The sequence below is a fragment of the Pandoraea sp. LA3 genome, from assembly GCF_022696215.1.
GTDB lineage: Bacteria > Pseudomonadota > Gammaproteobacteria > Burkholderiales > Burkholderiaceae > Pandoraea > Pandoraea capi.
This window is the reverse complement of sequence record NZ_PTPY01000036.1, coordinates 720,490-744,664: the sequence shown is the minus strand read 5'-3', so window position 1 is coordinate 744,664 and position 24,175 is coordinate 720,490. Positions and strand designations below refer to the sequence as shown.

The window sequence follows — 24,175 nt, the reverse complement described above, 5'->3', positions numbered from 1 at the left end:
ACTGCGAGGTTTACCATGACGACGCCGAAAAATAGCAGCGGTCTCGAATGGGTGTTATTGCCCGTCGACCAACCGGATGCCGAGCCTATCCGGACGCCCATCACCGAAGACAATACGCAGTTGGTTCATGACCCGCGACTCTCAGCACATTTCCTCGATGGCGTGATACGACCTGCCGAAGTGCCACCCGGCCTATGGAGCGCCGCTATTGAGTTATCGATGGTGGTCGCCAGTGCGCAGAGTGCCATCGACATCGCCAAAGACATCATGGCGCGGCACCCCGACTACACCGCAGGCGGGGACCATACCGTGGTATTCGTGTACGAGCGGCTAGGGCTGGGCATTCCGGCAGGCGACGTGCTCGACGAAGTCCTGTCGGGCCCGCCAGGCTATCGCAATTGGATCAACCTGTTGTGGGTCACAGGTTACCGCGTGGGTCTGGGAGCGCACTTTCAACTGGCATCTGTCGGCCCGATCGTTCAAACGGACGCTGCGGAGGCCGTGCCGACCTGGAGATTCTCGCCAACGTTTGCCGGCGCAGATATGGAGCGCTTGATCGAGGCCGTGCACATGCGCCAGTATCTGCTGCTACATCAGGGCATCGGCCTGACCGCGCCGGGCAAACCGATGATCCTGCACACCAATGGCGGAGAGCACTTTACCGATCACCCTGACTTTGGCGTTGTGCCCGGTGCCCTGCGATACATCGATTTGCGGAAATGGGAAGGCGAGACGCGCAACTTCGGAGAGTCCGATATGGGCGATATCGCCTGAGACCGGCCCGTGCTTCGTACGATGCGGCGGGCCGATCCGTAAGGCGAATCAGATCGCGTCGGCCACGCCCGCTTCGTGCGCCTGCACGTCGGCGTGGTAGCTGGAGCGCACCATCGCGCCGACAGCGGCGTGGGTGAAGCCCATCTTGTAGGCCTCTTCCTCGAACATCTTGAACGTGTCCGGCGTCACGTAGCGGCGCACCGGCAGATGGTGCTCCGACGGTTGCAGGTACTGACCGATCGTGAGCATGTCGACGTTGTGTGCGCGCATGTCGCGCATCACTTCGAGGATTTCGTCGTCCGTCTCGCCCAGACCGACCATCAGGCCCGACTTCGTCGAGACATCCGGATGCGCGGCCTTGAACTCCTTCAGGAGATTGAGCGAGTGCTGGTAGTCCGAGCCCGGGCGCGCTTCCTTGTACAGGCGCGGCACCGTTTCGAGGTTGTGGTTCATCACATCGGGCGGTGCGGCATTGAGAATGCCCAGCGCACGATCCAGACGCGCACGGAAGTCCGGCGTCAGGATTTCGATACGGGTTTGCGGCGACAGCTCGCGCACGTGACGAATGCAGTCGACGAAGTGCTGGGCGCCGCCGTCGCGCAGGTCGTCGCGGTCCACGCTGGTGATCACCACGTACTTCAGACGCATTGCCGCGATGGTCTTCGCGAGATTGAGCGGCTCGTCGGCGTCGAGCGGATCGGGGCGACCGTGGCCGACGTCGCAGAACGGGCAGCGGCGCGTGCACTTGTCGCCCATGATCATGAACGTGGCCGTGCCCTTGCCGAAGCATTCACCGATGTTCGGGCAGCTCGCTTCTTCACACACGGTGTGCAGGTTGTGCTCGCGCAGGATCTGCTTGATCTCGTAGAAGCGGGACGTGTGCGTGGCAGCCTTCACACGAATCCAGTCCGGCTTCTTCAGTCGCTCGATCGGCACGATCTTGATCGGGATGCGTGCGGTCTTGGCCTGGGATTTCTGCTTGGCGGTGGCGTCGTATTCGCCGTCGATCGTGCGAACTTCCTTGTTCGCGGCGTCGTTCTCGATAACGTTCTGAGTCACGGTGGTCATGGTGGGGGCTTTCCAAACGTCCAATCAGGCGGCGGCGTTTGCGCCCGTGGCCGTTACTTGATCGGCCTTCGGCGCGACATCGGTCGTCGCGGGGTGCTGTTCGAGGTGATGACCGAGTTGCTGCGCCAGTCGCGCGGCCACTTCGTCCCAGCGGGGAGCCACGCCTAGCGTGGCCATGTCTACGGTTTGCAAACCGGCGTAACCGCACGGATTGATCCAGTCGAACGGACGCAGATCCATGGCGACGTTCAGCGATACGCCGTGATAACTGCATCCATTGCGGATTTTCAACCCGAGCGCAGCGATCTTCGCGCCGGCGTGAGCTGCGGTGCCGTCGCCCCGGCTCACGTAGATGCCTGGCGCGCCGGCCTGGCGCTCAACGTCGAGATTATACGCTCCAAGGGTGTCGATCACCGCCTGCTCGATCAGCCGCACCATTTCCCGCACGCCAAGCTTGCGGCGACGCAGGTCGACGAGCAGGTAGATCACCACCTGACCGGGGCCGTGATACGTGATCTGGCCGCCACGGTCGACTTTGACCAGTGGGATGCCGGTGTTGGCGACAAGCAGGTGAGCGGGATCGCCGGCGAGTCCGAGCGTGTAGACGGGCGGATGCTGGACGATCCAGAGCTGGTCGGGGCTGTTCGGACCACGCGCGTCGGTGTACGCGCGCATGGCATCGAACGATGTGGCGTAGTCTTCCGTGCCACGCCAGCAAACTTCGATCGGGGAGGTCATGGACGCAATTTTAGCGAAACCCCGCCGGTCTTGCTCGATGTCCCGCGGGCGAGGTCCCCAACCCACGGGCGTACCAGCCGGCCGCCAGCAGAATCATCACGCCGCCAAGCCATTGGGTCGGGTGCAGCACGATCCCGAACGCCAGAAAGTCGACCGCCACGGCCACGACCGGATAGACGAAACCGAACACCGCGAGGCTGGACGTCGACGCCTTCTGGAACGCGCCGTACAGCAGCAGATACATGAACGTCGTATGGAAAAGCCCCAGCGTGACGATGGCGCCGATTTCGCGCGGGGCCGACGGCAGGTGCCGGAAATCGGCCATCCACACGAAAACGACCGCACCGATCGTCATATGCAGGGCGGCGATGACCTCCGGCCGGATCGTCCCGGCAAGCTTCTTGGTGAATAGCGTGGTCGCGGCGTAGAGCGACGCAGCGGCCAGTGCACTCGCCACGCCCAGCAGATAGTTCGCGCCATGCACACCGCCCGGCTCGGCCAGAATCACAAGCCCCGCAAACGCTACGCCAAGGCAGGCCAGCGTAGCGAGCGACGGCCGCTCGCGCGTGACGATCACGCTGGCGAGCACCAACAGGAACGGCTGAACGTTGTAGACGACGGTCGTGATGCCCACCGACGTCATGCGGTAGGCCGTGAACAGGAAGTACCAGTTGGAGACGAGCGTGATGGCGCCGAGCGTCACATTCACGATCTGCCAGCGCGTCATGCGCAGGCCGCGCCAGTAGCCGCGCCACGCGCACCATGCGCAAAGGCTGACGGCGCCGATCAGGCAACGGAAGAAAACCACGTTCAGCGCCGGTTGTCCCGACATCAGCACGAAATAACCGATCGTGCCCGAGATCACCATGGCGGCGATCATCAGCAAACGGCCGAGGCGTTCATCGGCCTGGGGGTTCGGCGCAGCGGAGGATGTCAGGGGCGCGGGGGGCGGCACTTGGCTCATCGGGGAACGACTTCTCTTGTTTTGAGCGCTATCGAGGGATTTTCTCCCCGATTGTTGCGCATCTTGTTGTGAATTCGATTGACACATGCAGGGCGCTGGCCGCTTCGCCGAAGCGTCTCGCCAGCGCCGTCTTAAACGAAACACGCGCTCTCTGGCGAATGTCGCCACAGAGCGCGCGGGAGATTCCCTGCCATTATCGGAAGGTGTGGCCGAGAAGATGGCCAGACGGCCGCTCCTCCCGATCACGGCTGCCGACCGTCAGGCAGCGGCCGTGCAGGAGTTGGCTTCGCGGGCGGCCCGGCGACCGGCCAGCCACTTGCGGAGCACGCGGGCCAGTGGAAACCGGCGCGACACTTCGCGCTCCAGTTGGGCTTCGCCGACGGCGTCCGACGACATCCAGTAACGGCGGCCCGGCTCGACGGCGAGGCGCTGGCCAGGAACCAGCCAGTAATCGCGCGGATCGCCTGCCCGCGTCACCCAGACCGGCGCGCCGCGTGCGACAAGCGTATGCTCTTGGTGCAATTCGAGCGTGATGACTTCGCCCGGGCGAAGACCGTAGACGTACTGAACCTTTGTCAAATTGTTTTGCATTTTACGACCCCCACTCAGTGCGAGACAATGACTGAATCATAGGGACTGGCAGGCGCCGCACCAAACGACATATTTTCACGGCCTTGCGAATAGAGCTCACATGGATCTTCGGAGACTTCCCAACCTTAGCGCCTTGCGCGCCTTCGAGGCGGCTGCTCGCCTGGAGAGCTTTTCCCGTGCAGCCGAAGAGCTGTTCGTGACGCACGGCGCCATCAGCCATCAGATTCGAGCGCTGGAACAGGAACTGGGCACCACGCTGTTCGCCCGCAACGGCAAACGCATCAGCATCACGCCAGCGGGACGCCAGTACGCCACCTCGATCCGCGCCGCGCTGACCGACATCGCGCAGGCCACGCGCAAACTGCAAGCGGGCACGCGCAGCGAGCGCCGGCTGGTGCTGACCACCATGCCGTCGTTCGCCAGTCGCTGGCTGACGCCGCGCATCGGCCGCTTCATCGACCGGCATCCGGAACTGGAAGTGGAGTTGCGGTGCAGCGCGCAGTTGACCGACTTCGAGCGCGACGACGTCGACATCGCCCTGCGCATGGGCAAGGGCAACTGGCCGGGGCTGCACATCGAGAAGGTGCTCGACGACGTGTTCTTCCCCGCGTGCAGTCCGACCTACAACGACGGCAAGCTACCGCAGACCGCCGAGGAATTCCGCGCCAGCACGCTGTTGCGCTCACACGACGAACCGTGGGCGCCCTGGTTCGCCTCGGCAGGCTTCGATTTACCCGAGCCGATGCAGGGCATGATGTACGAGGATTCGGGCATGCTCTCGCAGGCCGCGATCGTTGGGCAGGGGGTCGCGCTGGTACGGCGCTCGCTGGCCGTCGGCGACATCATGGCCGGGCGCCTCGTACGCCTGTCGGACGTCGATACGCCATGCGGATGGGATTATTTCTTCGTATGCCCGCCCGCCGTGCTGAGCGCGCAGCGCGTTCAGGCATTCCGGACGTGGTTTCTGGAGGAGGTGGCGGCGTTCGATCTGGTGAAGGACACGCGTCGGCGTCCCGCGCAGCCGAGCCCCGCAGCGCTGGCGGCCGGCATGGCCGCAACGGCGGGAGAGATGGCGACGGGCGCACAACTGGGGATGCCCCCCGGCATGCCGCCCGACGACGGCGCACCGACGCGCGCATGACCTTCGCGCGCGCCGGCGCCGTCTCACTTCGTTGTTACAGCACGACCTTGACCATCGGGTGACTGGTCAGCTTTCGGTAGATGTCGTCGAGGTGCGCTTGCGAATGCGCGCGCACCGTGACGGTCAGGCCGAGATACTTGCCCGAGCTGGACGGGCGCATTTCCACCGTAGCGGCGTCGAACTGCGCGTCGAACTCACGCAGCAGTTCCACGATGGCCTGCGCAAAGCCGTCTTGCGCGTGCCCCATCACCTTGATGGGAAAGTCGCACGGAAACTCGATCAGACTCTTCTTCTCTTCCGTCGTCATAGTGCCTCCTTGGCGCGTTGATACGCCGCATACAGCGCGCGGAAGACCGGGCCCGGCTTGCCGTCGCCCACCGGCTTGCCGTCGAGCGTGACGACCGCCAGAATTTCCTTCGTGGCCGACGTGATGAGCAGTTCGTCGGCATCGCGCACTTCCGCTTCGCTCACCGCACGCTCCTCGAACGCAATGCCGCATTCCTGCGCCAGCGTCTCCAGCGCGCCGTAGCGGATCCCTTCGAGGATTCGATTATCGCGCTGCGGCGCGACCATTGCACCGTGCCTGATCACCCACACGTTGCTCGACGACGCTTCCGTGAGCAGCCCGTCGCGGAACTGGATCGTTTCCTGCACCTCGTGATCCGCAGCGTATTGCGCCATCAGCACGTTGCCCAGCAGCGACGTCGACTTGATGTGGCAGTTCAGCCAGCGGCGGTCTTCATGCGTGACCGCGCCGACGCCCTGCTCCACCTTCTCGCGGCTCGGCAGCGTGAGCGGCGTGGCAATGCCGAACACGGTCGGCGTCACGTCCTTGGGGAACGTGTGCTGACGCGGTGCGACACCACGCGTGACCTGCACGTAGACGCTGTGCGGGTCAGCCGGACACGTGGCCGACAGACGCGCGAAGAGCGCTTCCCATTCGGCCCGCGTGTACGGATTCGCGATACGGATCTCCGCGAGACTGCGCTCCAGCCGGTCCAGATGTTGCGCGAGACGGAACGGCTTGCCGTGATACACCGGCACGACTTCGTAGATCCCGTCACCAAAGAGGAAGCCTCGGTCGAGGACCGAAATCTTTGCGTCGGCGAGCGGGATCAGTTCGCCATTGAGCCAGACGGTGGGGTTATTCATGATGCAAGGGTCTTGACGATTATTTCTTCACGAACATCAGACGCAGGGCGTCCCATGCACGGCCGATGAAGCTGGCCTGTGCCACGTCGCCAAGCGCCACGACCGGGAATTCGGCCAGTTGCTTGCCGTCGGCCATGACCTTGACGGTGCCTACCTGCGCGCCGTTGGCGATCGGTGCGATCAGCGGCTCGCGCAGTTCGAGTTGCGGCTTGATCTTGTCGGCCATGCCCTTCGGCACGGTGATGAAGGTGTCCTTCTTCACGCCGATCTTCAGCTCGCTGTCCTTGCCCTTCCAGACCTTGGGCGTGGCCACGACCTGGTTCGCGCCGTACACGCGCAGCGTGTCGAAGTTCTGGTAACCGTAGTTCAGGGCCGAGAGGCTGTCCTGCACGCGGGCGCGCTCGGTCGGCTCACCGACCACGACCGACAGCACGCGGCGGTTCACGCCCGGAGCGCCCGGCAGCGGACGCGACGCCGTCGACACGAGGCAGTAACCGGCTTCCTTCGTGTGACCTGTCTTCAGACCATCGACCGTCGGATCGAGGTACAGCAGACGATTACGGTTCGGCTGACGGATGTTGTTGTACGTGAAGCTCTTCTCCGAGTAGACCTTGTAGTACTCGGGGAAGTCCTGAATCATGCGCGTCGACAGCGTGGCGATGTCGGCCACGGTCGTGTAGTGCTGCGGGTCGGTCAGACCGTCGACGTTCGTGTAATGAGTGTTCTTCAACCCCATGCGTTGCGCAGCGCGGTTCATCAGTTCGACGAAGCCCGGCTGCGAGCCGCCGACGAGCTCGGCCAGCGCGATGGAGGCGTCGTTACCCGACTGGATGATCATGCCGTACACGAGATCGTGCACCGAGACCGGCTTGCCGGCTTCGATGAACGTACGCGATTCGTCGCGGCCCACCTTGCGGACCGATTCGCCCGGAATGACGGTCTGTTCCCACGAAATGCGCTTGTCGCGCAGGGCTTCGAAGACCAGATACGTCGTCATGATCTTCGTGAGCGACGCGGGCTCCACGCGGGCATCCGGGTCACCGGCGGCCAGCACCTGACCACTGGTCACGTCGACGATGGTCCACGCCTTGGCCGTCATCGGCGGCGGCGGGATCTGTTGAGCACGGGCGGGAAGCGTAGCGAGCGAGCCACAAGCGACAATCGCCGCGGCGACGGCGGCACGGGACAGCGAAGCGTTGAATTTCATTGGCGATGAGGAAAACGAAGTGAGCGAAGTAAAACTCAGAGGCATCTGCGCTTGAAGGAGCGCCGTGCAACTCACGCTCTGGCGAGCGCGGCACGGCGAAGAAGACGGCGGCACCGAAGCACCGGAGCCACGCCTGTCGGGAACATAGACCCGACACGGCATGACATGGTTCAGACGCGAATTATACCCGTCACGATTTGACGTCCCCAGCGAAGCGAGCGCTGGCTGTCGAAATTACGCAAAATTTTCGTCGGATGTATCAATGACGCCACGCGTCGACCACGATCTGTTTCAGCAGCGGCAACATGCCGTGGAAAAAGTGCTCGCCGCCGGGGATTACCACGACGGGCAAGGTCTGCGGACGCGCCCAGTCGAGCACCGATTGCAGCGGCACCGTGTCGTCCTGCTCGCCGTGAATGACGAGCGTGTCGGCCGGCACCGTGGCCACTTCCCAGTTGCTCGCGGCCGTGCCGACCAACACCAGACGCTGCGCCGGCGTGCCGGCCGCCTCCAGCGTCCTGGCGACGTGCGAGAGCACGAACGTGCCGAACGAGAAACCGGCGAGCGCGAGCGGCAGGCTTTCCCAGCCCGGTTGCTGACGCATCCAGCCGATCACCGCGAGCAGATCGTCGCGCTCGCCGATGCCCTTGTCATGCTCGCCTTCGGTCTTGCCCACGCCCCGGAAGTTCGGGCGCACGACGGCGTAACCGAGCTGCACGAAAGCACGCGCGAGCGTTTGCGCGACCTTGTTGTCGAGCGAGCCGCCGAACAGCGGGTGCGGATGCGCGACGAGCGTGATGCCACGCGGAGTGCCTGCGGGACGATCGATGGCGACTTCGATGGCGCCGACCGGGCCGTCGATGGTGAAGCGTTCAGTCTGAGCGTTCATGAGCGATAGTGGGCTGAAATGCCGCACGCATGCGCGCCGGGCAGTTGAGCCCGGACGCAACGCGTAGCCGACGAAAAATCCTGAGAGCTGGTGCGCCGACCCGATAGGCCGACCCGATCAGTCGATCAGCAGACGCTCGACGATCTCGCCTTGCGCCAGATGCTTCTCGACGATCTCGTCGATATCGGATTCGTCGATATAGGTGTACCAGGTCCCTTCGGGGTAGATCACCACGGCCGGGCCCTGTTCGCAGCGATCGAGGCATCCGGCCTTGTTCACGCGGACTTTGCCGGGACCGGCCAGACCGAGTTGCTTGACCTTCTTCTTGGCATATTCCTGCATCGACTGCGCGTTGCAGTTGGCGCACGACGGTCGGTCGGCGCCGGGTTCGCGCTGGTTGAGACAGAAAAACACGTGATGCTTGTAGTACTGCGACGGGGTAGCCATGTCGGTGTTTTGTGGGGGATTTGGCAGCCGGAAGCCCTGTTTCGGGCGTGTTGCGGGCCATTCTAACCGACCTGCCCGCCCCTTGCGGGCGCACCCGGCTACCGGGCGGCGGGCATGACACGACGGGAACGTGGAAATGCGGATTCCGGGACATGAGCCCCGGTTGCCCGGTAGAGGGTGGCGGCTCGGGAGCGCATCGATGCCCCTGCGTCCCTGCGCCATCGGGACACCAGAGCCGCGCTACGCCTCAGCGCAAACGCCGCTGCACCGCCATGAACACGGCGCAGAAGGCCGCGAGGCACGCAAACCCGAAGAACACGTTCACGCAGGACAGCACCAGCGCCTGCTGCGAGGCGAGGCTCCCCACCCAGGCCGACGCCATATGCGCCGCCGTCGCCGGATCGACACTCGCCGAGAACGTCTGCTGCGCCTGCGAGACGGCCGCGTTGTAAGCCGGATTGAGCGGCGTCATCGCGGGCGTGAGTTGATGCATGAACACGGCCTGACGATCCTGCATCAGCACGGCCATGACCGACACCGACATCGAACTCACCAGTTGACGCACGATGTTCTTCGTCTGATACCCATGCTGGAAGACGTATTCGTCCATCCCGCGAAACGTCAGTTCGGCAATCGGAATCATCGCGAACACGCCCCCGAAACCGCTCAGCACCATCGGCACAATCAGCCACTGGCTCGACACCCCCTGATAGCTTTGCGAGAGCAGGAACGCATATCCGAGCAGGCACAGGTAACCCAGCAGCACGAACGGCTTGAGTTGTACGAACTTCGGACGTGCCAGCGTGTAGATCACCGCAACGACCAGACTCGTCACCGACGCGACCGCCTGCAGATACCCGGTGTGCTCGACGCTCCATTGCAACCCCTGCTGCATGTAGATCGGGAACAGATACGACGTCGAATACGAGAAGAAGTAATATACGGCGTACCCCCCCAGTCCGAGCACATAGACGGGGTTGCGCACCAGCACGCGAAAATCGATCAGCGGCTTGTGATGCGAGTATTGATGCCACATATAGCCGATCGCACAGATCGCCCCGACGAGGCACAGTTCGAGCAGATGCAACGGATTGGAGAAGAAGTCGAAGCGCGAGCGCTGCATCATCACCTCGACGAACAGCACGCCAGCGGCGAAGAACACGATACCGCGCATTTCGAACTCGCCTTCGTCGCGCAGACGTTCGCGAAAATCGGGGATGAACAGCCATGAGGCGACGGCCCCGGCGAGCGCAATCGGCACGACCGCGAAGAACACCGACGACCACAGGAAATGATCGACGAGATAGCTCGCGAGCAGCGGTGCGGAAATCTGTCCGCCGAAGAAACCGTAGGTGAAGAAGAGCAGCGCACGCAGCCGCAATTCGGGAGCAAAGCAAAGGTTGATGAGAATGCGGCTGGCGGTGAACAGCGATCCCGCGCCCAGCCCGAGCACGAAGCGGGCGACGGCGAGTTGCATCGGGTTGTGCGCCATGCCGCACAGCCATGCGCCGAACGCCATGAGCGTGAGCGCGCCGGCCAGGAATGTGCGATAGCCCAGACGAGACGCGAGCCAGCGTTGCTTGAGGATGACGAGAATACCGGCGACGGCGTAGAGCGTGGAGACGAACGCATACTCTTCCGGTGCCGCGCCAACGCCGCCCGCGATATGCGACGACGCGAACACGAACATGCCGTTCTCCAGCATTTCGATGCCCGTGGCCGCCGCGATCACGGCCATCAGTACGCGCTGCCGTGTCTTGTGCGCAAACGCCAATCCCCAGGTGCTCATCTTCTCTCCCAATGAAAACCGCCCGGGATCTGCCTGTCGATGCCGGGCGGTCGTGGCGCACCAAGTATCAGCGTGCCTTACATGAGAGTTTAGGATTGACGGGGCGTATCACCAATGGGCTGACGGCCAATACGCTATTTCCGAATTGGAAACAATGCGTGGGGAATTTCATCGCGCCCCATTCAGCGCTGCTTTCCCACAGTGCGTGCGGGACCACGATGGCTCGGGTCGAACATCGCGAGCAGATAGATCAGGACCAGGTACGGCCATGTCCACGCAAGCCAACGCGCCAGGACGTTGAAGTGTACGTACTGCCCCTGACGCCACGACTGAAGCGCCGCCTCGTAATAAGGATTCGCGGGCAGGAGGTTGACGAAGACGAGCAGCACGATGAGCGCCGCCAGCGCGACGGCGCCTCGCAACGCGCGCGGTCCGCGCCCGGCGACGCTCAGGACCAGCGCACCGATGACCACACCGTAGATCGCCCCGGCCGTCACCCAGTCGAACGCCTGCGCCGGCGAGAACTGCCACGCAGAAGCGATCGCCTTGATCGCGAATGCGCTGACGAACATCGCGCAGAGCAGCGGCACGCGCGGCGCCGTCCGACGCATCGCCAGCGTGGCGAGCATCCCCGCCAGTATCGTGCCGCTGGCCGTCACCACGGTCTCCCACAAGGCGTGACTCGCCACGGCGTCGAGCTCTGACAGATAGTCCTGCAATTGCCCGAGCTTCGGTACCCAGTCGAGCACCAGATCCGTGACGTCGGGGTCCTGCCAGAGCCAGATCTGACGCACGAGATCGCCATCGCCAAAGAGGAATTGCTGTGGATATGCCTGCGCCCACGGCCAGAGCGCGAGCAAAACCAGCAGCACACTGGCGTGACGCTCGAACCACGCGAAGCGCAAATGCCGAAGCCATCCACGATCGAGTAACGGGCTGGTCAACGGCACGGCAATCGCACCGCCGATGAGCGCACCGAGCGCGTTCGTGGCGAGATCGACATTGGACGCGACGCGCGTGGGCAAATACGTTTGCAGCGCCTCCATGCCACACGAGAGCAGCGTCCCGAGGAGAAACGCTGCGAGCACGGCCCGCGTGCCACGCCACGCCGGGTGCAAGGCGAGCACCGTCAGCATGCCCAGCGGTATGTAGCCCAGCACGTTGGTGACGACATCGAACATCGTCATCCATCGGGGAAGTGGCGCGAACAGATAGTCGAACGGGCCAACCGCCGCGCGCTGAAACTCGAACGGATAGAGACTCGCGTAGGCGATCAGCAGAATCAGGCACAGCAATGCCTGACGCGTAAGAGGAGAGGCGCGTCGTTGCCAGGGTTTGACGTCTTGCTCGGGCATCGGCGAGACGACCGGCTATCGCGACGGCGCCGTTGGCGCGACCGATGCCCCCGACGCACCCGACGATGCTGCGGGCACCGCGCGCGACTGCGCAGGGGCGCGTGTCGTCGCGGAGGGTGACGGCACACGTCCGGCCAGCCACTGGATCAATTGCGTCTGCACGGCATCGCTGGCCGTCGCGAGGGCACGCGCGCCGCCGCTGGCATCGGCCGTGGCCGCAGGGGCTTGTGCGCGCAGCGTGGTCTGTGCGAGCAGCTTCGGTCCATCGAACAACGTTGCGCGCACCTGCACGACGCCATGACTTGCCGACGTGCTGTCGAAGTATTGCGCGAACTCCTCGATCTCGACGCGCAGCGCAGGCGCCGCCGCCGGATCCCCCGCAGCAAGCACTGCCCGGTCGACGGACAACGCGGCCCGCAGCCGATCGCCAAACAGTCGGGCGGGCGACGCCAGCCAGCGGCTGTTCGCATAAACGCGCGCCTGATCGCCTTCGCTCGCCGGCAGACGGTAATAGATCATGTCGGAGTCGAGCCAGCTCGGCGCATTGACCACGACCTTGAGCGGCGATTGGCGAGGTGCATTCGCGGCGGCAGCCGCGACATCGGATGCTGGCGCAGCGACACCATTCGTGGCATTCACGCCGTTCGCGCTGGCGCCAGCCACGGCGGAAGCGGGGATCACCGGCGGGCCGAGGTCGAAACGGGCCAGCGACCCCGACGGCGCGGGGGCCGCACACCCAGCCACCAGCGTGACTACGCCAAACGCGACGCAGAACCTCGCAGCCATGTTCGTCACTCGCATGTCCTTACCTCGTCCGGTCGGTTCCGTCATCTCGATATCCCCTTGCATGCCGGTGTCGCGCCTCATGTCCCACATCCCTACCCACATCACTACGCACCCAGTGGCGCGCCGCATTACGCGCGCCATTGCGCGCCATATTGTCCATCTCATTGCGCAGCCCCGTTCGTGCCGTTCGGCCATGCGAAGCCAGCCTCACCCGGTCCCGGCGAGGGCGGCGAAGTGCCGAACAGCAGTGCGCGCGGATTGCGGTTGATCGTTTCGGCTGCCTGCCCCACGGCCTGCGAGGTAAAGCGCAGATCGTCGGAGAGACGGTTCAGACGCGGCAACGCTTCCTGTTGCAGCGAGCCCTCGAACGTCTGCATCGCGCCCTGGAAGGCAGCGAGGCTCGACGCCGCCTGATCTGCCGCGCGCCCCACGCTATCGAGGTTACGCACGAGCGGCCCCTGCGGATCGGTCAACTGGTTCGTCAGTCGATGTGCGCCCGACAGCGTGCCGTTCAGTTCGCGTACGGTTTCCGGCAGTTGCTTCGTGACCGGCTCCAACTGTGTCGCCACGCGATTCACGCTTTGCGCCGCCATCTTCACGCTATTGATCGAATCGAGAATGGCCTCGCGGTTCTCCGGTGCGAGTAACTTGTTGACCGACGACGTCGCCTCTTCGAGTTGATGCACGAGGTTGTTCCCGCGTCGCTGGAGTTCGTCGACGAAACTCGGGCGCAGACGCAACTGCGCGACCTGTGTCTCGGACGACGGCAACAACGTCCGGTCATGCCCGTCGTCGTCGAGTTGCACGAATGCGAGCCCCGTCACGCCCTGATAGCTCAGTGTGGCGAACGTCGATTTGGTCATCGGCGTGCCTTCGTTCACGAGAATGCGGATGAGAATCTGACCGGGCTTGCGCGGATCGAACTTGATCGACTCGACCTTGCCCACCCCCAGACCGCGATACCGTACGGCCGACTCCGGGTTCAGTCCCGTCACGTTGGTGCTGGATACCAGGTCGTAAGGCACCCGCACACGGTTGTCGCGATTGAACCAGTACACTGCGGCGGCCACCGCCGCGAGCAATGCCAGCGTGAAGAGGCCCGCCATGAAAGCGTGCGATTTATTTTCCATCGTCGAGTAACTCCGAAATCTTGGCGCGCCGTGCTGCGGGCAAAGCCAGCAGTGCGCGTCTACCGCGCTCACCGAGGAAGAAGCTGTGGATAAACGGGTGATCGACACACACCACGTCTTCGACCGGGGCGTTCACGAGCACTTTGCGATCGGCCAGCACGGCCACGCGCGTGGCAAGCATCATCACCGTATCGAGATCGTGCGTGACCATCACCACGGTCAGGCCGAGCGAGCGATGCAGGCCGCGAATCATGTCGACGAATTCGTCGGACGCCTGAGGGTCGAGTCCGGCGGTCGGCTCATCGAGAAAGAGCAACTCCGGCTCCAGCGCAATGGCACGCGCAATCCCGACGCGCTTGATCATCCCACCCGACAACTCGGACGGCATGCGATTCGCCATGCGCCCCGACAACCCGACCATCTCGAGCTTGTACATCACGACATCGCGGATCAGATCCTCCGATAACGTGTGCAGCTCACGCAACGGCTGCGCAATGTTGTCGAACACCGTCATCGCCGAGAACAACGCGCCACGCTGGAACAACATGCCCGAGCGACGACGCAACAGGTGCGCGGTACGCCGGTCGATCATCGTGATGTCATGACCGAAGATGCTGATATGTCCGCTGGTCGGTGCCTCAAGCCCGATAATCTGCCGGATCAACGTCGTCTTCCCGGAGCCCGAACCGCCGACCAGCGCAATGATCTCGCTCTGGCGCACCGTGAGATCCAGATGCTCGTGAATCGTGTGCGTGCCGTAGCGCTTGGTGACGTCGCGCACTTCGATCACCGGCTGCGCGTCGCCCGGCAATGTCGACGAGACCGGCGGACATCCGGCGGACGCGCCGAACAGCACGTCGTCGCCTCGCGCGACGGGGGCATTGGATGCCCCGGGCGAGTCGGGTCGTTTGGACGGATCGCGTACGAGAGCGTCGCTCATTAGCCGATCCCCACGTTGCGGAACAGAATCGCGAAGACGGCATCCGCCAGAATCACCACCGTGATCGAAGTGACCACCGACTGCGTGGTGCCTTCGCCGAGACTCTGTGTGTTGGGTTTGACGCGCATACCGAAGTGACACGCCACGAGCGCAATCAGCATGCCGAAAACAACGCCCTTGCCCAGACCGATCCACAGGTTCGCGATGCGAACGGCGTTGGGCAGCGTCGTGAAGAAGTAATGCAGACCGATGCCGAGTTCGTACTTCGCCGCCAACGCTCCGCCGAGCAGCGCAACGATGTTCGTCCACATGACGAGCAGCGGCATGGCGATCGCTAGCGCAATGACCTTTGGCAACACGAGCCGCAATCCGTGCGGGATATCCATGACCCGCATCGCGTCGAGCTCTTCGGTCACCCGCATCACGCCCAGTTGCGCGGTGATCGCCGACCCGGATCGTCCGGCTACGAGAATCGCGGAAAGCACCGGGCCCAGTTCGCGAATCACCGAAAGCCCCAGAATGTTGACGATGAACGTGCTGGCGCCATACAACTTCAGTTGCTGCGCGGAAAGATAGGACAGCACGATGCCGATGAGGAACGCCACCATCGCCGTAATGCCGAGCGCCTTTGCACCGGCACTGTAAATGTTCGCGGACATTTCCAGCCACGGCGCGCGCGCCGGATGGCGCACGACCCGGCCCAGATCGATCACGAAACGGCCGAACATGGTGATGCCGTCACGCAAATGTTCGCCGAGGGTGAACAACGAGTAGCCCAGACGGCTGATCGGATCGACACGGCGCGTAGGCACCGGACTCTGACGCGTGCGGTCGAATTCAGCGAGGTGATCGAACAGCGCCCGCTGGGTCGGGGTGAGCGCGACGCGTGAGGGGTACTTGCGCTGCCAGTAACGCCACAACGCCTGCGCCCCCACGTGATCCAGCCGCTCGACGCAGGTGAGGTCCCACGCCAGCTCGCCGCGCGGCAACGCATGGACCAGCCCCAGCAACGTTTTCTTGCGTTGCGAGAGCGCCAGCGCCGTCCACAGGCCACGCAGCATGACGACTGGGCCTTGCGCCGAGTGGGTCAGCTCCAGAGTGGGCACGGCATCGAGGTTCAAAACGGTGGTTCTCCTGACAACAAAACCGCCGGAATCCGGCATGAATCCATACAAGACGCGCAGCAAAACGCGGTCATTGTACGGTACAGGCGCGACCGGTCGATGGCAACCCGGCGCGGCCTGAAAACAAGCCGGAATTGTCCGACGCATGCCTCGGATGATGCCGAAATACGGGCTTCGACGCAGGTCAGCGCGGCGCAGGCCCGGCCTCGCCGCTACAATAGCAGCCATGAATAACGCCGCACCTTTCCCGCCTGACGTTCCGCACCGCGCACCGGATTCCGACTCGTCGGAACGTCCGGCCAGCGAGGGCTTGACGCCATCGACGCATACGCCCGCCCGTCAGCTCGACGGCGCGCGCATCCGATCGCGTCTGGCGGCCTCCTGTCGAGGCTGGCAGATCGAAGTCGTCGATACCACGGGTTCCACGAATCTCGATCTTCTTGCACGTCTTCGGGAAGACGTCGCGTGTGCGCCCATCGTGCGCGCCGCGCTCCAGCAAACGGCCGGACGCGGGCAGCGCGGTCGGGCATGGCAAAGCCTGCCGGGCGACAGCCTGACGTTTTCGCTGGCCTATGTGATGCCCGGCGGCCCGGCCGAATTGGCCGGGTTGTCGCTCGCGACCGGCGTCGCCGTCGTCGAGGGTCTGTCGGATCTGCCGTTGTCGGCACCGCAGGCGCTGGGTCTCAAGTGGCCCAACGACGTCCTGCTGCGCGGCGGCAAGCTCGCGGGCATTCTGATCGAAACGGTACCCGCCGGGCCGGGCCGCATCGGCGTGGTCATCGGCATCGGCGTGAATCTGCGACAGGCTGGCGACGTGGCGTCGCGGATCGACGATGCCACAGCAGCGGCAAACGTAGCCTCAGCAGCACCCGCCGCATCCGGCGCGGGCACGCCGACGGCGACCGCCGTTCCGGCCACCCCACCGGCCGCCCTCGAATCGGTGCTGGTGGCCCCGGACATGTCGTCCGTTCTCACCGCGTTGGTGCAGCGACTCGCTGCCATGCTCGAACGCTTTGCTGCCCAGGGATTCGGCGCTTTCCGCGAAGACTGGGAGGCGATGCATGCCTACGGTGGCGCGTCGATCCGCGTGATCGAACATGGCCGCGACGTGCTGCACGGTATGGCGCTCGGCGTCGACTCACAGGGTTGCTTGCGTGTGGCGACCCACGAAGGCGAACGCACGATCGCCAGCGGTGAAGTGTCGGTGCGCCTGCTCGACGCGTCGTCGGCAAGAGACACGACGGACACCCGGGGAGCCCGCTGATGAGCACATCGCGGCGGAATTCGACGACATCTCCCGAGCGCGCCACATCGGCACGCGAGGCCGATATGGCCGCCACGTCCAAGGTGGCTCAGGTGGCTGAGGCAACGAAGGCTACCGCAGGTGTCGCAGAGCGCCCGGAAGACACTCACCCCGCGCCGTGGCTACTGGTCGACGCAGGCAACAGCCGGATCAAATGGGCGCTAGCACCTGCGGTGCGCCCTGGCCATTGGCAGGCGGCATCGCCCGCCTTTCTCGCCAGCGGCGCCGTGGACCACGCCGAATGGCGAACCCTCGCCACGCAAATTCGGGCGGGCTGGTCAGCGCTCAGTGCCGGGGCTGCCGACACGGCTGACGCATCCCCCGCCTCGGATGCATCGGCCGCACCCAACGCCCCCGGCACACACAGCGATCGGCACTTCGCCCCCAACATGGCACCGTTGGCCATCGGGCAGGGCGGGCAGGAAGACGGATTCGTCTGCCCGGAACCGGCTGGGGTCTGGCTGACGAACGTGGCGGGCGACGCCGCCGAACAAGCGGTGCGCATGACGTTGCAGACGCTCTGGGGCATGGCATCCGCCGACTGGCTGAAAGTCCTGCGCGCGGGCGAATCACGCGCCGGTGTGCGCAACGGTTATCGTGTCCCGACACAGCTCGGGAGCGATCGCTGGGCCAGCTTGATCGGCGCCCATGCCGCATGGCCCGGTGAGCATCTGCTGATCGTGACGCTGGGTACCGCGACGACCGTCGAAGCGTTGCAAGGCAATGGCGACTACCTTGGCGGACTGATCGCACCGGGACCGGCGCTGATGCTGCAATCGCTCGCGCAGGGCACTGCGCAACTCCCGACGCTCGACGCGACAATGCCGTCCGGTGGACAGGCATTCGCGCGCAGCACGACAGAAGCGATTCTGCGCGGGTGCGCCGCCGCTCAGGCCGGCCTCGTCGAGCGGAGCCACGCGCAACTGGAAGCGCAACTCGGCGCACCGGTGCGTTGTGTGCTGTCGGGAGGTGCGCGCCATGCGCTGGCGCAAACGCTGACCTTGCCCTTCACCGAACACGATCAACTTGTGCCAGCCGGGTTGTACGAAGTGGCGCTTCGCGACGCGGAATCCACCCCGTCGGCGACGACTGGCACCTCTGCGGCGAATGCCGCACCGACCGATACGCCGGCGGGCGCATCTCGCGCCGCCGAACCTGCACGAAGGGGAGTCTGAGATGTTGCGTGCGTTGTTGCTCGTCATGTTTCTCGCAGCCAATGCGGCATTTGCCGCCGTGCAACTTGGCTGGCTGAAGTGGCGCGACGTGCTGCCGGAAACCGGTCGGGAACCGACACGCATCACGGCACAACTCGACCCCGCACACGTTCGCCTTACCGGGGTGGAGATCAGCGGCCCCACGCCAGCCAGTGGAGCCGCCAATTCCACCAATGCCGCTGTAGCACCGGGCGGTGCAAGCGGCGCAAACGATGGCAGTGATGCGCCCGCCTCGTCGGCACCATCCGCCGCCGCGAGTCAGGCGCTCGCCGCTGCGGCCCCTGCGGCAGTGTCGGGAGAATCGGGAACATCGGGCGCATCGCAAGCCACGGCGGCAGCCGCAGCATCGAGTTGCCTCGACGTCGGTCCCTTTGCTGCCAGCGATGCGCAGCAGGCGCGCGGTTTGTTGCTGGCCGGATTGCCGGCCGGTCAGGGCGACATCCAGTCCATCGCCGTCGACAAGCGCTATTGGGTGCATCTGGATCCGGTGCCGAACAAAGCGGCTGCCGACAAGCAGGTGGCGGCATTGCGTTCGGCAGGCGTGACCGAGTATTTTCTGGTGAACGACGAAGGCTCGACGCTGGTCGTCTCGCTCGGGTTGTTCAACGACAAGGATCGTGCGACGCGTCTGATGGCCACTGCACAAAAGAAAGGGCTCACGCCGCAGTTGAGCGAAAGGCCGAACGCCAAGAGCCGGATCGTTTATCGCATTGCCGGTATCAATGCCAACGCCGTCACGCAGGTTCGTGGCGTTGTTACCCAGCAGTGGTCGGCACAGTTGGTCAAGGCGTGCCCGTCACCGGCAGGTAGCCCGCCGGCCGGAATCCATTAGCGGTTTCATTGACAGACGCATCCACCGACTCATTAATAGACTTATTGACGGGTCCATTAATGAGTCCATTAACGAGTCCACTAACGAGTTCATTGACGGGCTCATTAACAGGTCCATTCATGGGCGAATGGCCGGCGTCGTGAACGGTCTGATTCGCGGCCCCATCGGGAGCGCTTGTTGGCGCCCCTGTCAAGCGCCGCGCTACCACCGCATTAAGCAACACGTTTGAGCGCCACCACCGGTCGCACCACGCCCGTTTGTGTGCCACGTGCGTTCTTCACCACCGGGGACACCCACGGGGCGAGGCCGGTTTCCTCGGGCGCGTCCACCAGCCCCAACGCCTTGAGCACGGCAACCGCAGCGGTGTAGAGCGCGCGCATGTTGCCGTCGACAACCTTGATCGCGATCCCCAGTCCGGCGGAGCGCACACCGATGGTTTGCACGCCGTCAGCACCGATCTTCGCCACCCAGTCGCCGGGAGCCATGCGCATAAACGCGAGATCGTTACGCGCGGTGCCTGAGACCATTTCGGGCTGCTGCGTCATCGCAGCGAACAGCGTCGAGAGCGCTGCGTCGTCGCTGGCGGCAAGGCGCGCATACGCGGCAGCCAGCTTATCGAGCGGCAACGCGTAATTCGGGGCGGAGCAACCGTCGATCCCGAGCGGCAGCGCATCGCCATCGACACCCACGACATCGCCCACGCGTGCGCGAATCTTCCTCTGCAACGGGTGCGCGGGATCGAGATAGGTATCGAGCGGCAGGTTGTGCTGTGCGCAATAGGCGAGAAAACCCGCGTGCTTGCCCGAACAGTTGTGATGCAGGGACGTCGGCTTGAGATCGGCAGGCGCGCGCTTGCCGGTGGCCGAATAGAACGTCGGCACGTGGCATCCGCATTGCAGATGATGCTCGTCGCATCCGGCTTTACTCAGCAGGCTTTTCACGCCGTCGACGTGAAACGATTCCCCCGAGTGGCTCGCGCACAGCAGCGCCAGCTCCGGTTGCGTCAGCCCGAAGTGAGCGACGCCATCGCCTTCCACGAACGGCAACGCCTGAAACGGTTTGAGCGTGGAGCGAGAGAACGTGAGGAACGACGGATCGCCCGCGGCATATCGAAGGCGCCCCTGAGCGTCGACGACGGCCACCGAGCCGTAATGCACGCACTCGACCGTATCGACGCCGTTCGCGCCACGCGTGACTTCTACGAGCGGCGCGAGCGTCATGATTGGGCTCGCACTTTCTTGAGCAGCGACGTCGTCGAGCGCTGATGTTCGAACGGAATGGCCACCGCCTTGCCGCCCCAGCCACGCACCAGCGCAGACTCCGGCAGCTTGTCCATGTCGTAGTCGCCGCCCTTCACGAGGATGTCGGGACGCACCGCCGCGATCAGTGCTTCAGGTGTCGATTCACCGAACGTCACCACATAGTCGACGCTTTGCAGCGCGGCCAGCAACGCCGCACGGTCGTTCTCGTTGTTGATCGGGCGGTCGTCGCCCTTGCCGAGCGTTCGCACGGAGGCGTCCGTGTTCACGGCGACGACAAGGCATGCCCCCAACGCGCGCGCCTGCGCGAGATAGGTCACGTGACCACGATGCAGAATGTCGAACACGCCGTTGGTGAACACGAGCGGGCGGGGCAATGTGGGCGCCAACGCTGCCAGCGCTTCGCGCGAGAGAATCTTGGCCTCGAAATCGGCCGGAGAAATGACTTGGGAAGATGACATGACGATCGATCGAAGTAAGTGCGCGATTCGCTGCCGACGCGCCGATGGGCGCTATTGTCCCACGACCCGACTCACCGCCTGCATCACCATGCACCGGTGCAACAAAAAAGGGGCCGAAGCCCCTTTTTTGCGATTACCGCATTACCGCACTATCTATCGTGCGATCGCGAATGCCATGCCGACTTATGCCGACGCCGCCACGGCCGGTGCCGGTGCAGCCACTGCCGCCAGGCGGACAGTGATTTCCTTGCGATAACGGTTCAGGTCCTGCGCGGTCGCAAACGTGCGCTCGAACAGCAGCGACATGTTGTGCAGAATGCGCTCGACCACCTTCTTTTCCCAGCTGTCGTCGAACTTGATCTGCTCGTCGAGCCAGTGTTCGAGCCACTCCGGCTCCGGCAGACGCGACTGCACCGTGTCGTTCGGGAACAGATCCTTGTTCACGTGCAGGTTGGTCGGGTGCAGCGGCTTTTCGGTACGACGCGCCGCCGCCATCAACACACCGATCTTCGCGAATGCCGCACGTGCGTTGTCGCCGAAATTCGTCAGTGCCTTCTTCATGTAACGCAGATAAGCGCCGCCATGACGGGCTTCATCGCGCGAGATGACTTCGTAGATATGTTTGATGACCGGCTCGGTGTGCCACTCGGCAGCACGGCGGTACCAGTGGTTCAGACGAATCTCGCCGCAGAAGTGCAGCATCAGCGTCTCGAGCGGCGGGGCCGGATCGAACGGGAAACGCACGGCGTGCAGTTCCGCTTCGGTCGGCACGAGATCCGGGCGGAAGCGGCGCAGGTATTCCATCAGCACCAGCGAATGCTTCTGCTCTTCGAAGAACCACACGCTCATGAAGGCGGAGAAATCGCTGTCGTCACGGTTGTCGCGCAGGAACATCTCGGTCGCCGGCAGTGCGGCCCATTCCGTGATGGCATTCATCTTGATGGTGCGCGCCTGATCGTCGGTGAGCTGGCTCGCGTCGAACTTGTCCCACGGAATATCGCTTTCCATGTTCCAACGCACTGCCTCCAGCGACTTGTACAGTTCGGGATACAGCATTTCGGTCATTTCAATTACCCCCAAGGTCGCGAGACCTTACACCAGGACTCAAGATAGTATTGTGAAAGTTTACGCCGAATTTCGACAGACAAAACGGTGAGCGTGTCACGGTCGGCCCCCGCCGTCCGGTTCCACGTCTTGAACCCTGCCGTCGCATAAGGACGGCGATTTCACGCCTGTTATCTGGCCGCATCCTGGCGATATGGCTTAGAGCGACCCTACTAAAATATGGGCAAACTCTTGAATCATAACATAATTCCCCTTCATTACCGTGACGTTTGACACTCACGTGACGGTAATGCGTCGTAATTTTGACGCCTGTCAAATTGTCACGGAAAGCCCCTAAGCTCAGAGGGCGACAGGTTTTTCCGCACACGTCACCGAACACGCTCCGGTGCCCCGCCAGTCCGACGTCCGACACGTCTTCCGACGGACGCCCCACGGCGGTGCGTCAGGGTATGTCCTTGTGCCACGGGCCTGCGCGGGCAGCGTCCGATGGTCTACGCTAGAAAGCAATCGTTCCGCATTTGCGATGCCCCGTCCGGCAGCGGCTCCCCGCTTTGAGGATAGTTCTCAGTCGCAATTACGCAACATGCATGATGGGCAGGCGCCACGGCGGAACGAGCCGAGCGCCGCCAACGGGCCTACCGACTCGACTGGATCCTTGTCCGATAAGGAGCCGAGCATGGCACTTCGAGCACACCAGGCAGACCGGGCGAACCGGGCATGCGTGACGCCGCCGACGCACGTTGCGGCACACGTCACGTCACTCATCACATCACGCCTCACATTGCGCCCCGACTTTGTCGCATGGCTACGCACCGCCTGTCTTCTGATGGCGGTGGCGACGGCCCCGGGCGCATACGCGTTCGACGTCGGCCAACTGGCCTCGCAAGAGATTCCGGCCGCCCATCTGGTCGGTCAGGGGTCGTTCTCGCGACTGGGCTTCCATCTTTACGACGCGTCGCTCTTCTCCGGCGCCGAGCGCATCAACGCGAACTGGAGCGCGCATCCGCTCGTGCTCGACGTACGCTACGCGCGCAGCTTCAAGTCGCACACGCTCGTGCAGCGCAGTCTGATCGAGATGAGCAAGCTGCAAGTGGGTACGGACGAGGAACGGCAGCGCTGGGCCGACGAACTCGCCCGCATTCTGCCGGACGTGTCGGCGGGACAGCACATCACAGGCGTCTTCCGGCCGGGTGACGGCACACGCTTCTTCTCCGACGGCAAGCTCATCGGCCAGATCGCGGGCGACGCCTTCGGTCGCGCGTTCTTCGCCATCTGGCTGGACCCGCGTACCAGCGCCCCCGACTTGCGTGCGGAACTGATCAGCGACGCGCGCTGAGCGAACCGGTGGCGCTCGCCAGGCGAGCCCGACGAAATGGCGGCACCTTCCCTGCCGATCCGTGCCGTTCATCCCGCGCGGCGTCGGTTCCGCGTGCCTGTGCATCTACGGGATCTATGCATCGATGGACATCGACCACACGGCGGCCCTCACGCGCCTCACGCACTACTTCGAAACCCTTACGCGCCAGAGCATCGGCAATCTGGGCGAGTTCTACACGCCGAACGTCTATGTCAAGACACCACTTCACGAAGTGCGTAGCGCCGCCGAAGTGGCCGGACTCCTCACCCGCATGTTCGAGCGCCTCGAAGTGCCGCGCGTCGAGGTGACGGCGCAACTCTTGCAGCACAATCAGGCGCTGCTCGTCTGGAATCTCCACTTCCACACCAGGCGTTGGCTCGATGACGAACAGATCATTCACGGCGCCTCACACCTGCGCCTCGCCGTGGACGGCCGCGTCGCCTATCAACGCGACTATTGGGACGCCACGGAAGACCTCTACCTGAAGCTTCCCTTCCTTGGACGCTTGATCCGCTGGCTCCGTCACCGGTTGTTTCTCTGAGCCACGACGCCGCCAATCGACCATCTCGCCCATCGTCGTTCCTGCCAC

Annotated in this window: 25 protein-coding genes; 7 read left to right on the top strand and 18 right to left on the bottom strand. The window is 64.0% G+C overall.

The features are described 5' to 3' along the window. Nucleotides 1–15: 15 nt before the first annotated feature. On the top strand, nt 16–774 hold the full coding sequence (locus C5N93_RS21795) for a hypothetical protein (RefSeq protein WP_242560868.1): 759 nt from the start codon (nt 16–18) through the stop codon (nt 772–774). A gap of 48 nt (nt 775–822) precedes the next feature. On the opposite strand, the gene lipA is transcribed toward C5N93_RS21795, so the two are convergent. The 4 genes from lipA to C5N93_RS21775 all read right to left on the bottom strand — a co-directional run bounded on the left by lipA (nt 823) and on the right by C5N93_RS21775 (nt 4,135). After that, nucleotides 823–1,842: a lipoyl synthase gene (gene lipA, locus C5N93_RS21790; protein ID WP_242560867.1), complete on the bottom strand. Its 1,020-nt coding sequence runs from the start codon at nt 1,840–1,842 to the stop codon at nt 823–825. A gap of 24 nt (nt 1,843–1,866) precedes the next feature. Continuing rightward, nucleotides 1,867–2,580 (bottom strand): lipoyl(octanoyl) transferase LipB, encoded by a 714-nt coding sequence (gene lipB / locus C5N93_RS21785; RefSeq protein WP_242560866.1) that lies wholly within the window; start codon nt 2,578–2,580, stop codon nt 1,867–1,869. A gap of 10 nt (nt 2,581–2,590) precedes the next feature. Further along, nucleotides 2,591–3,544 (bottom strand): DMT family transporter, encoded by a 954-nt coding sequence (locus C5N93_RS21780; RefSeq protein WP_242560865.1) that lies wholly within the window; start codon nt 3,542–3,544, stop codon nt 2,591–2,593. A 258-nt stretch (nt 3,545–3,802) separates the two neighbouring features. Then, complete coding sequence (locus C5N93_RS21775) at nt 3,803–4,135, bottom strand: DUF2917 domain-containing protein (protein WP_150720985.1); 333 nt, start codon at nt 4,133–4,135, stop codon at nt 3,803–3,805. 100 nt (nt 4,136–4,235) lie between these two features. Here C5N93_RS21775 and C5N93_RS21770 point away from each other — a divergent pair, with 100 nt between their 5' ends. After that, nucleotides 4,236–5,276, top strand: coding sequence for a transcriptional regulator GcvA (locus C5N93_RS21770; RefSeq protein ID WP_150720984.1), 1,041 nt, complete (start codon nt 4,236–4,238; stop codon nt 5,274–5,276). Nucleotides 5,277–5,310: 34 nt separating this feature from the next. Here the strand turns inward: C5N93_RS21770 and C5N93_RS21765 are convergent, their stop codons facing one another. From C5N93_RS21765 to C5N93_RS21715, 11 genes are all read right to left on the bottom strand, one after another. Beyond that, entirely contained in the window at nt 5,311–5,583 is a 273-nt protein-coding gene (locus tag C5N93_RS21765; RefSeq protein WP_069340396.1) for a DUF493 family protein, read from the bottom strand. After that, a complete protein-coding gene (locus C5N93_RS21760; protein ID WP_150720983.1) occupies nt 5,580–6,428 on the bottom strand; it encodes a D-amino acid aminotransferase in 849 nt (282 codons plus the stop codon). Before C5N93_RS21760 ends, C5N93_RS21765 begins: the two co-directional genes overlap by 4 nt. A gap of 19 nt (nt 6,429–6,447) precedes the next feature. Further along, nucleotides 6,448–7,635 (bottom strand): D-alanyl-D-alanine carboxypeptidase family protein, encoded by a 1,188-nt coding sequence (locus tag C5N93_RS21755; RefSeq protein WP_083253548.1) that lies wholly within the window; start codon nt 7,633–7,635, stop codon nt 6,448–6,450. A gap of 259 nt (nt 7,636–7,894) precedes the next feature. Continuing rightward, nucleotides 7,895–8,524: an alpha/beta hydrolase gene (locus C5N93_RS21750; RefSeq protein ID WP_150720982.1), complete on the bottom strand. Its 630-nt coding sequence runs from the start codon at nt 8,522–8,524 to the stop codon at nt 7,895–7,897. Between the two features lie 117 nt (nt 8,525–8,641). After that, nucleotides 8,642–8,971, bottom strand: a complete 330-nt coding sequence (locus C5N93_RS21745) for a (2Fe-2S) ferredoxin domain-containing protein (RefSeq protein ID WP_150720981.1) — start codon at nt 8,969–8,971, stop codon at nt 8,642–8,644. 247 nt (nt 8,972–9,218) lie between these two features. Next, nucleotides 9,219–10,760, bottom strand: coding sequence for an MFS transporter (locus C5N93_RS21740; protein WP_242560864.1), 1,542 nt, complete (start codon nt 10,758–10,760; stop codon nt 9,219–9,221). A gap of 182 nt (nt 10,761–10,942) precedes the next feature. Then, nucleotides 10,943–12,115 (bottom strand): VanZ family protein, encoded by a 1,173-nt coding sequence (locus C5N93_RS21735; RefSeq protein ID WP_069340402.1) that lies wholly within the window; start codon nt 12,113–12,115, stop codon nt 10,943–10,945. 15 nt (nt 12,116–12,130) lie between these two features. Then, on the bottom strand, nt 12,131–12,982 hold the full coding sequence (locus tag C5N93_RS21730) for an ABC-type transport auxiliary lipoprotein family protein (RefSeq protein WP_242560863.1): 852 nt from the start codon (nt 12,980–12,982) through the stop codon (nt 12,131–12,133). An 80-nt stretch (nt 12,983–13,062) separates the two neighbouring features. Next, the gene (locus tag C5N93_RS21725) at nt 13,063–14,031 is read right to left on the bottom strand and encodes an MlaD family protein (RefSeq protein ID WP_242560862.1); all 969 of its coding nucleotides are present in this window, start codon (nt 14,029–14,031) and stop codon (nt 13,063–13,065) included. Then, complete coding sequence (locus C5N93_RS21720) at nt 14,021–14,971, bottom strand: ATP-binding cassette domain-containing protein (protein ID WP_242560861.1); 951 nt, start codon at nt 14,969–14,971, stop codon at nt 14,021–14,023. Before C5N93_RS21720 ends, C5N93_RS21725 begins: the two co-directional genes overlap by 11 nt. Next, nucleotides 14,971–16,032 (bottom strand): ABC transporter permease, encoded by a 1,062-nt coding sequence (locus C5N93_RS21715; protein WP_242560942.1) that lies wholly within the window; start codon nt 16,030–16,032, stop codon nt 14,971–14,973. The genes C5N93_RS21720 and C5N93_RS21715 overlap by 1 nt, the downstream gene beginning before the upstream one ends. A 289-nt stretch (nt 16,033–16,321) precedes the next feature. On the opposite strand from C5N93_RS21715, the gene C5N93_RS21710 reads away from it, so the two are divergent. Genes C5N93_RS21710 through C5N93_RS21700 form a run of 3 tightly spaced genes read left to right on the top strand, consistent with a single transcriptional unit; the run spans nt 16,322 to nt 19,444 of the window. After that, the gene (locus C5N93_RS21710) at nt 16,322–17,359 is read left to right on the top strand and encodes a biotin--[acetyl-CoA-carboxylase] ligase (RefSeq protein ID WP_242560860.1); all 1,038 of its coding nucleotides are present in this window, start codon (nt 16,322–16,324) and stop codon (nt 17,357–17,359) included. After that, complete coding sequence (locus C5N93_RS21705; protein WP_242560859.1) at nt 17,359–18,573, top strand: type III pantothenate kinase; 1,215 nt, start codon at nt 17,359–17,361, stop codon at nt 18,571–18,573. The genes C5N93_RS21710 and C5N93_RS21705 overlap by 1 nt, the downstream gene beginning before the upstream one ends. A gap of 1 nt (nt 18,574) precedes the next feature. Further along, a complete protein-coding gene (locus C5N93_RS21700; protein ID WP_242560858.1) occupies nt 18,575–19,444 on the top strand; it encodes an SPOR domain-containing protein in 870 nt (289 codons plus the stop codon). A 212-nt stretch (nt 19,445–19,656) separates the two neighbouring features. On the opposite strand, the gene C5N93_RS21695 is transcribed toward C5N93_RS21700, so the two are convergent. From C5N93_RS21695 to C5N93_RS21685, 3 genes are all read right to left on the bottom strand, one after another. Continuing rightward, complete coding sequence (locus tag C5N93_RS21695; RefSeq protein WP_242560857.1) at nt 19,657–20,664, bottom strand: asparaginase; 1,008 nt, start codon at nt 20,662–20,664, stop codon at nt 19,657–19,659. Beyond that, a complete protein-coding gene (gene rfaE2 / locus C5N93_RS21690) occupies nt 20,661–21,164 on the bottom strand; it encodes a D-glycero-beta-D-manno-heptose 1-phosphate adenylyltransferase (RefSeq protein WP_242560856.1) in 504 nt (167 codons plus the stop codon). Before rfaE2 ends, C5N93_RS21695 begins: the two co-directional genes overlap by 4 nt. Before the next feature lie 183 nt (nt 21,165–21,347). Further along, nucleotides 21,348–22,220: a ferritin-like domain-containing protein gene (locus tag C5N93_RS21685; RefSeq protein ID WP_170836165.1), complete on the bottom strand. Its 873-nt coding sequence runs from the start codon at nt 22,218–22,220 to the stop codon at nt 21,348–21,350. A 685-nt stretch (nt 22,221–22,905) separates the two neighbouring features. Here C5N93_RS21685 and C5N93_RS21680 point away from each other — a divergent pair. Beyond that, nucleotides 22,906–23,565: a chalcone isomerase family protein gene (locus tag C5N93_RS21680; RefSeq protein WP_242560855.1), complete on the top strand. Its 660-nt coding sequence runs from the start codon at nt 22,906–22,908 to the stop codon at nt 23,563–23,565. Nucleotides 23,566–23,689: 124 nt separating this feature from the next. Beyond that, a complete protein-coding gene (locus C5N93_RS21675; RefSeq protein WP_242560854.1) occupies nt 23,690–24,127 on the top strand; it encodes a nuclear transport factor 2 family protein in 438 nt (145 codons plus the stop codon). The last annotated feature ends 48 nt before the right edge of the window (nt 24,128–24,175 follow it).

Coding starts and splice junctions, on each gene's coding strand:
- C5N93_RS21795 (WP_242560868.1), top strand. CDS start 16: ATGACGACGCCGAAAAATAGCAGCGGTCTCGAATGGGTGTTATTGCCC.
- lipA (WP_242560867.1), bottom strand. CDS start 1,842: ATGACCACCGTGACTCAGAACGTTATCGAGAACGACGCCGCGAACAAG.
- lipB (WP_242560866.1), bottom strand. CDS start 2,580: ATGACCTCCCCGATCGAAGTTTGCTGGCGTGGCACGGAAGACTACGCC.
- C5N93_RS21780 (WP_242560865.1), bottom strand. CDS start 3,544: ATGAGCCAAGTGCCGCCCCCCGCGCCCCTGACATCCTCCGCTGCGCCG.
- C5N93_RS21775 (WP_150720985.1), bottom strand. CDS start 4,135: ATGCAAAACAATTTGACAAAGGTTCAGTACGTCTACGGTCTTCGCCCG.
- C5N93_RS21770 (WP_150720984.1), top strand. CDS start 4,236: ATGGATCTTCGGAGACTTCCCAACCTTAGCGCCTTGCGCGCCTTCGAG.
- C5N93_RS21765 (WP_069340396.1), bottom strand. CDS start 5,583: ATGACGACGGAAGAGAAGAAGAGTCTGATCGAGTTTCCGTGCGACTTT.
- C5N93_RS21760 (WP_150720983.1), bottom strand. CDS start 6,428: ATGAATAACCCCACCGTCTGGCTCAATGGCGAACTGATCCCGCTCGCC.
- C5N93_RS21755 (WP_083253548.1), bottom strand. CDS start 7,635: ATGAAATTCAACGCTTCGCTGTCCCGTGCCGCCGTCGCCGCGGCGATT.
- C5N93_RS21750 (WP_150720982.1), bottom strand. CDS start 8,524: ATGAACGCTCAGACTGAACGCTTCACCATCGACGGCCCGGTCGGCGCC.
- C5N93_RS21745 (WP_150720981.1), bottom strand. CDS start 8,971: ATGGCTACCCCGTCGCAGTACTACAAGCATCACGTGTTTTTCTGTCTC.
- C5N93_RS21740 (WP_242560864.1), bottom strand. CDS start 10,760: ATGAGCACCTGGGGATTGGCGTTTGCGCACAAGACACGGCAGCGCGTA.
- C5N93_RS21735 (WP_069340402.1), bottom strand. CDS start 12,115: ATGCCCGAGCAAGACGTCAAACCCTGGCAACGACGCGCCTCTCCTCTT.
- C5N93_RS21730 (WP_242560863.1), bottom strand. CDS start 12,982: ATGAGGCGCGACACCGGCATGCAAGGGGATATCGAGATGACGGAACCG.
- C5N93_RS21725 (WP_242560862.1), bottom strand. CDS start 14,031: ATGGAAAATAAATCGCACGCTTTCATGGCGGGCCTCTTCACGCTGGCA.
- C5N93_RS21720 (WP_242560861.1), bottom strand. CDS start 14,971: ATGAGCGACGCTCTCGTACGCGATCCGTCCAAACGACCCGACTCGCCC.
- C5N93_RS21715 (WP_242560942.1), bottom strand. CDS start 16,032: ATGCTGCGTGGCCTGTGGACGGCGCTGGCGCTCTCGCAACGCAAGAAA.
- C5N93_RS21710 (WP_242560860.1), top strand. CDS start 16,322: ATGAATAACGCCGCACCTTTCCCGCCTGACGTTCCGCACCGCGCACCG.
- C5N93_RS21705 (WP_242560859.1), top strand. CDS start 17,359: ATGAGCACATCGCGGCGGAATTCGACGACATCTCCCGAGCGCGCCACA.
- C5N93_RS21700 (WP_242560858.1), top strand. CDS start 18,575: ATGTTGCGTGCGTTGTTGCTCGTCATGTTTCTCGCAGCCAATGCGGCA.
- C5N93_RS21695 (WP_242560857.1), bottom strand. CDS start 20,664: ATGACGCTCGCGCCGCTCGTAGAAGTCACGCGTGGCGCGAACGGCGTC.
- rfaE2 (WP_242560856.1), bottom strand. CDS start 21,164: ATGTCATCTTCCCAAGTCATTTCTCCGGCCGATTTCGAGGCCAAGATT.
- C5N93_RS21685 (WP_170836165.1), bottom strand. CDS start 22,220: ATGCTGTATCCCGAACTGTACAAGTCGCTGGAGGCAGTGCGTTGGAAC.
- C5N93_RS21680 (WP_242560855.1), top strand. CDS start 22,906: ATGGCACTTCGAGCACACCAGGCAGACCGGGCGAACCGGGCATGCGTG.
- C5N93_RS21675 (WP_242560854.1), top strand. CDS start 23,690: ATGGACATCGACCACACGGCGGCCCTCACGCGCCTCACGCACTACTTC.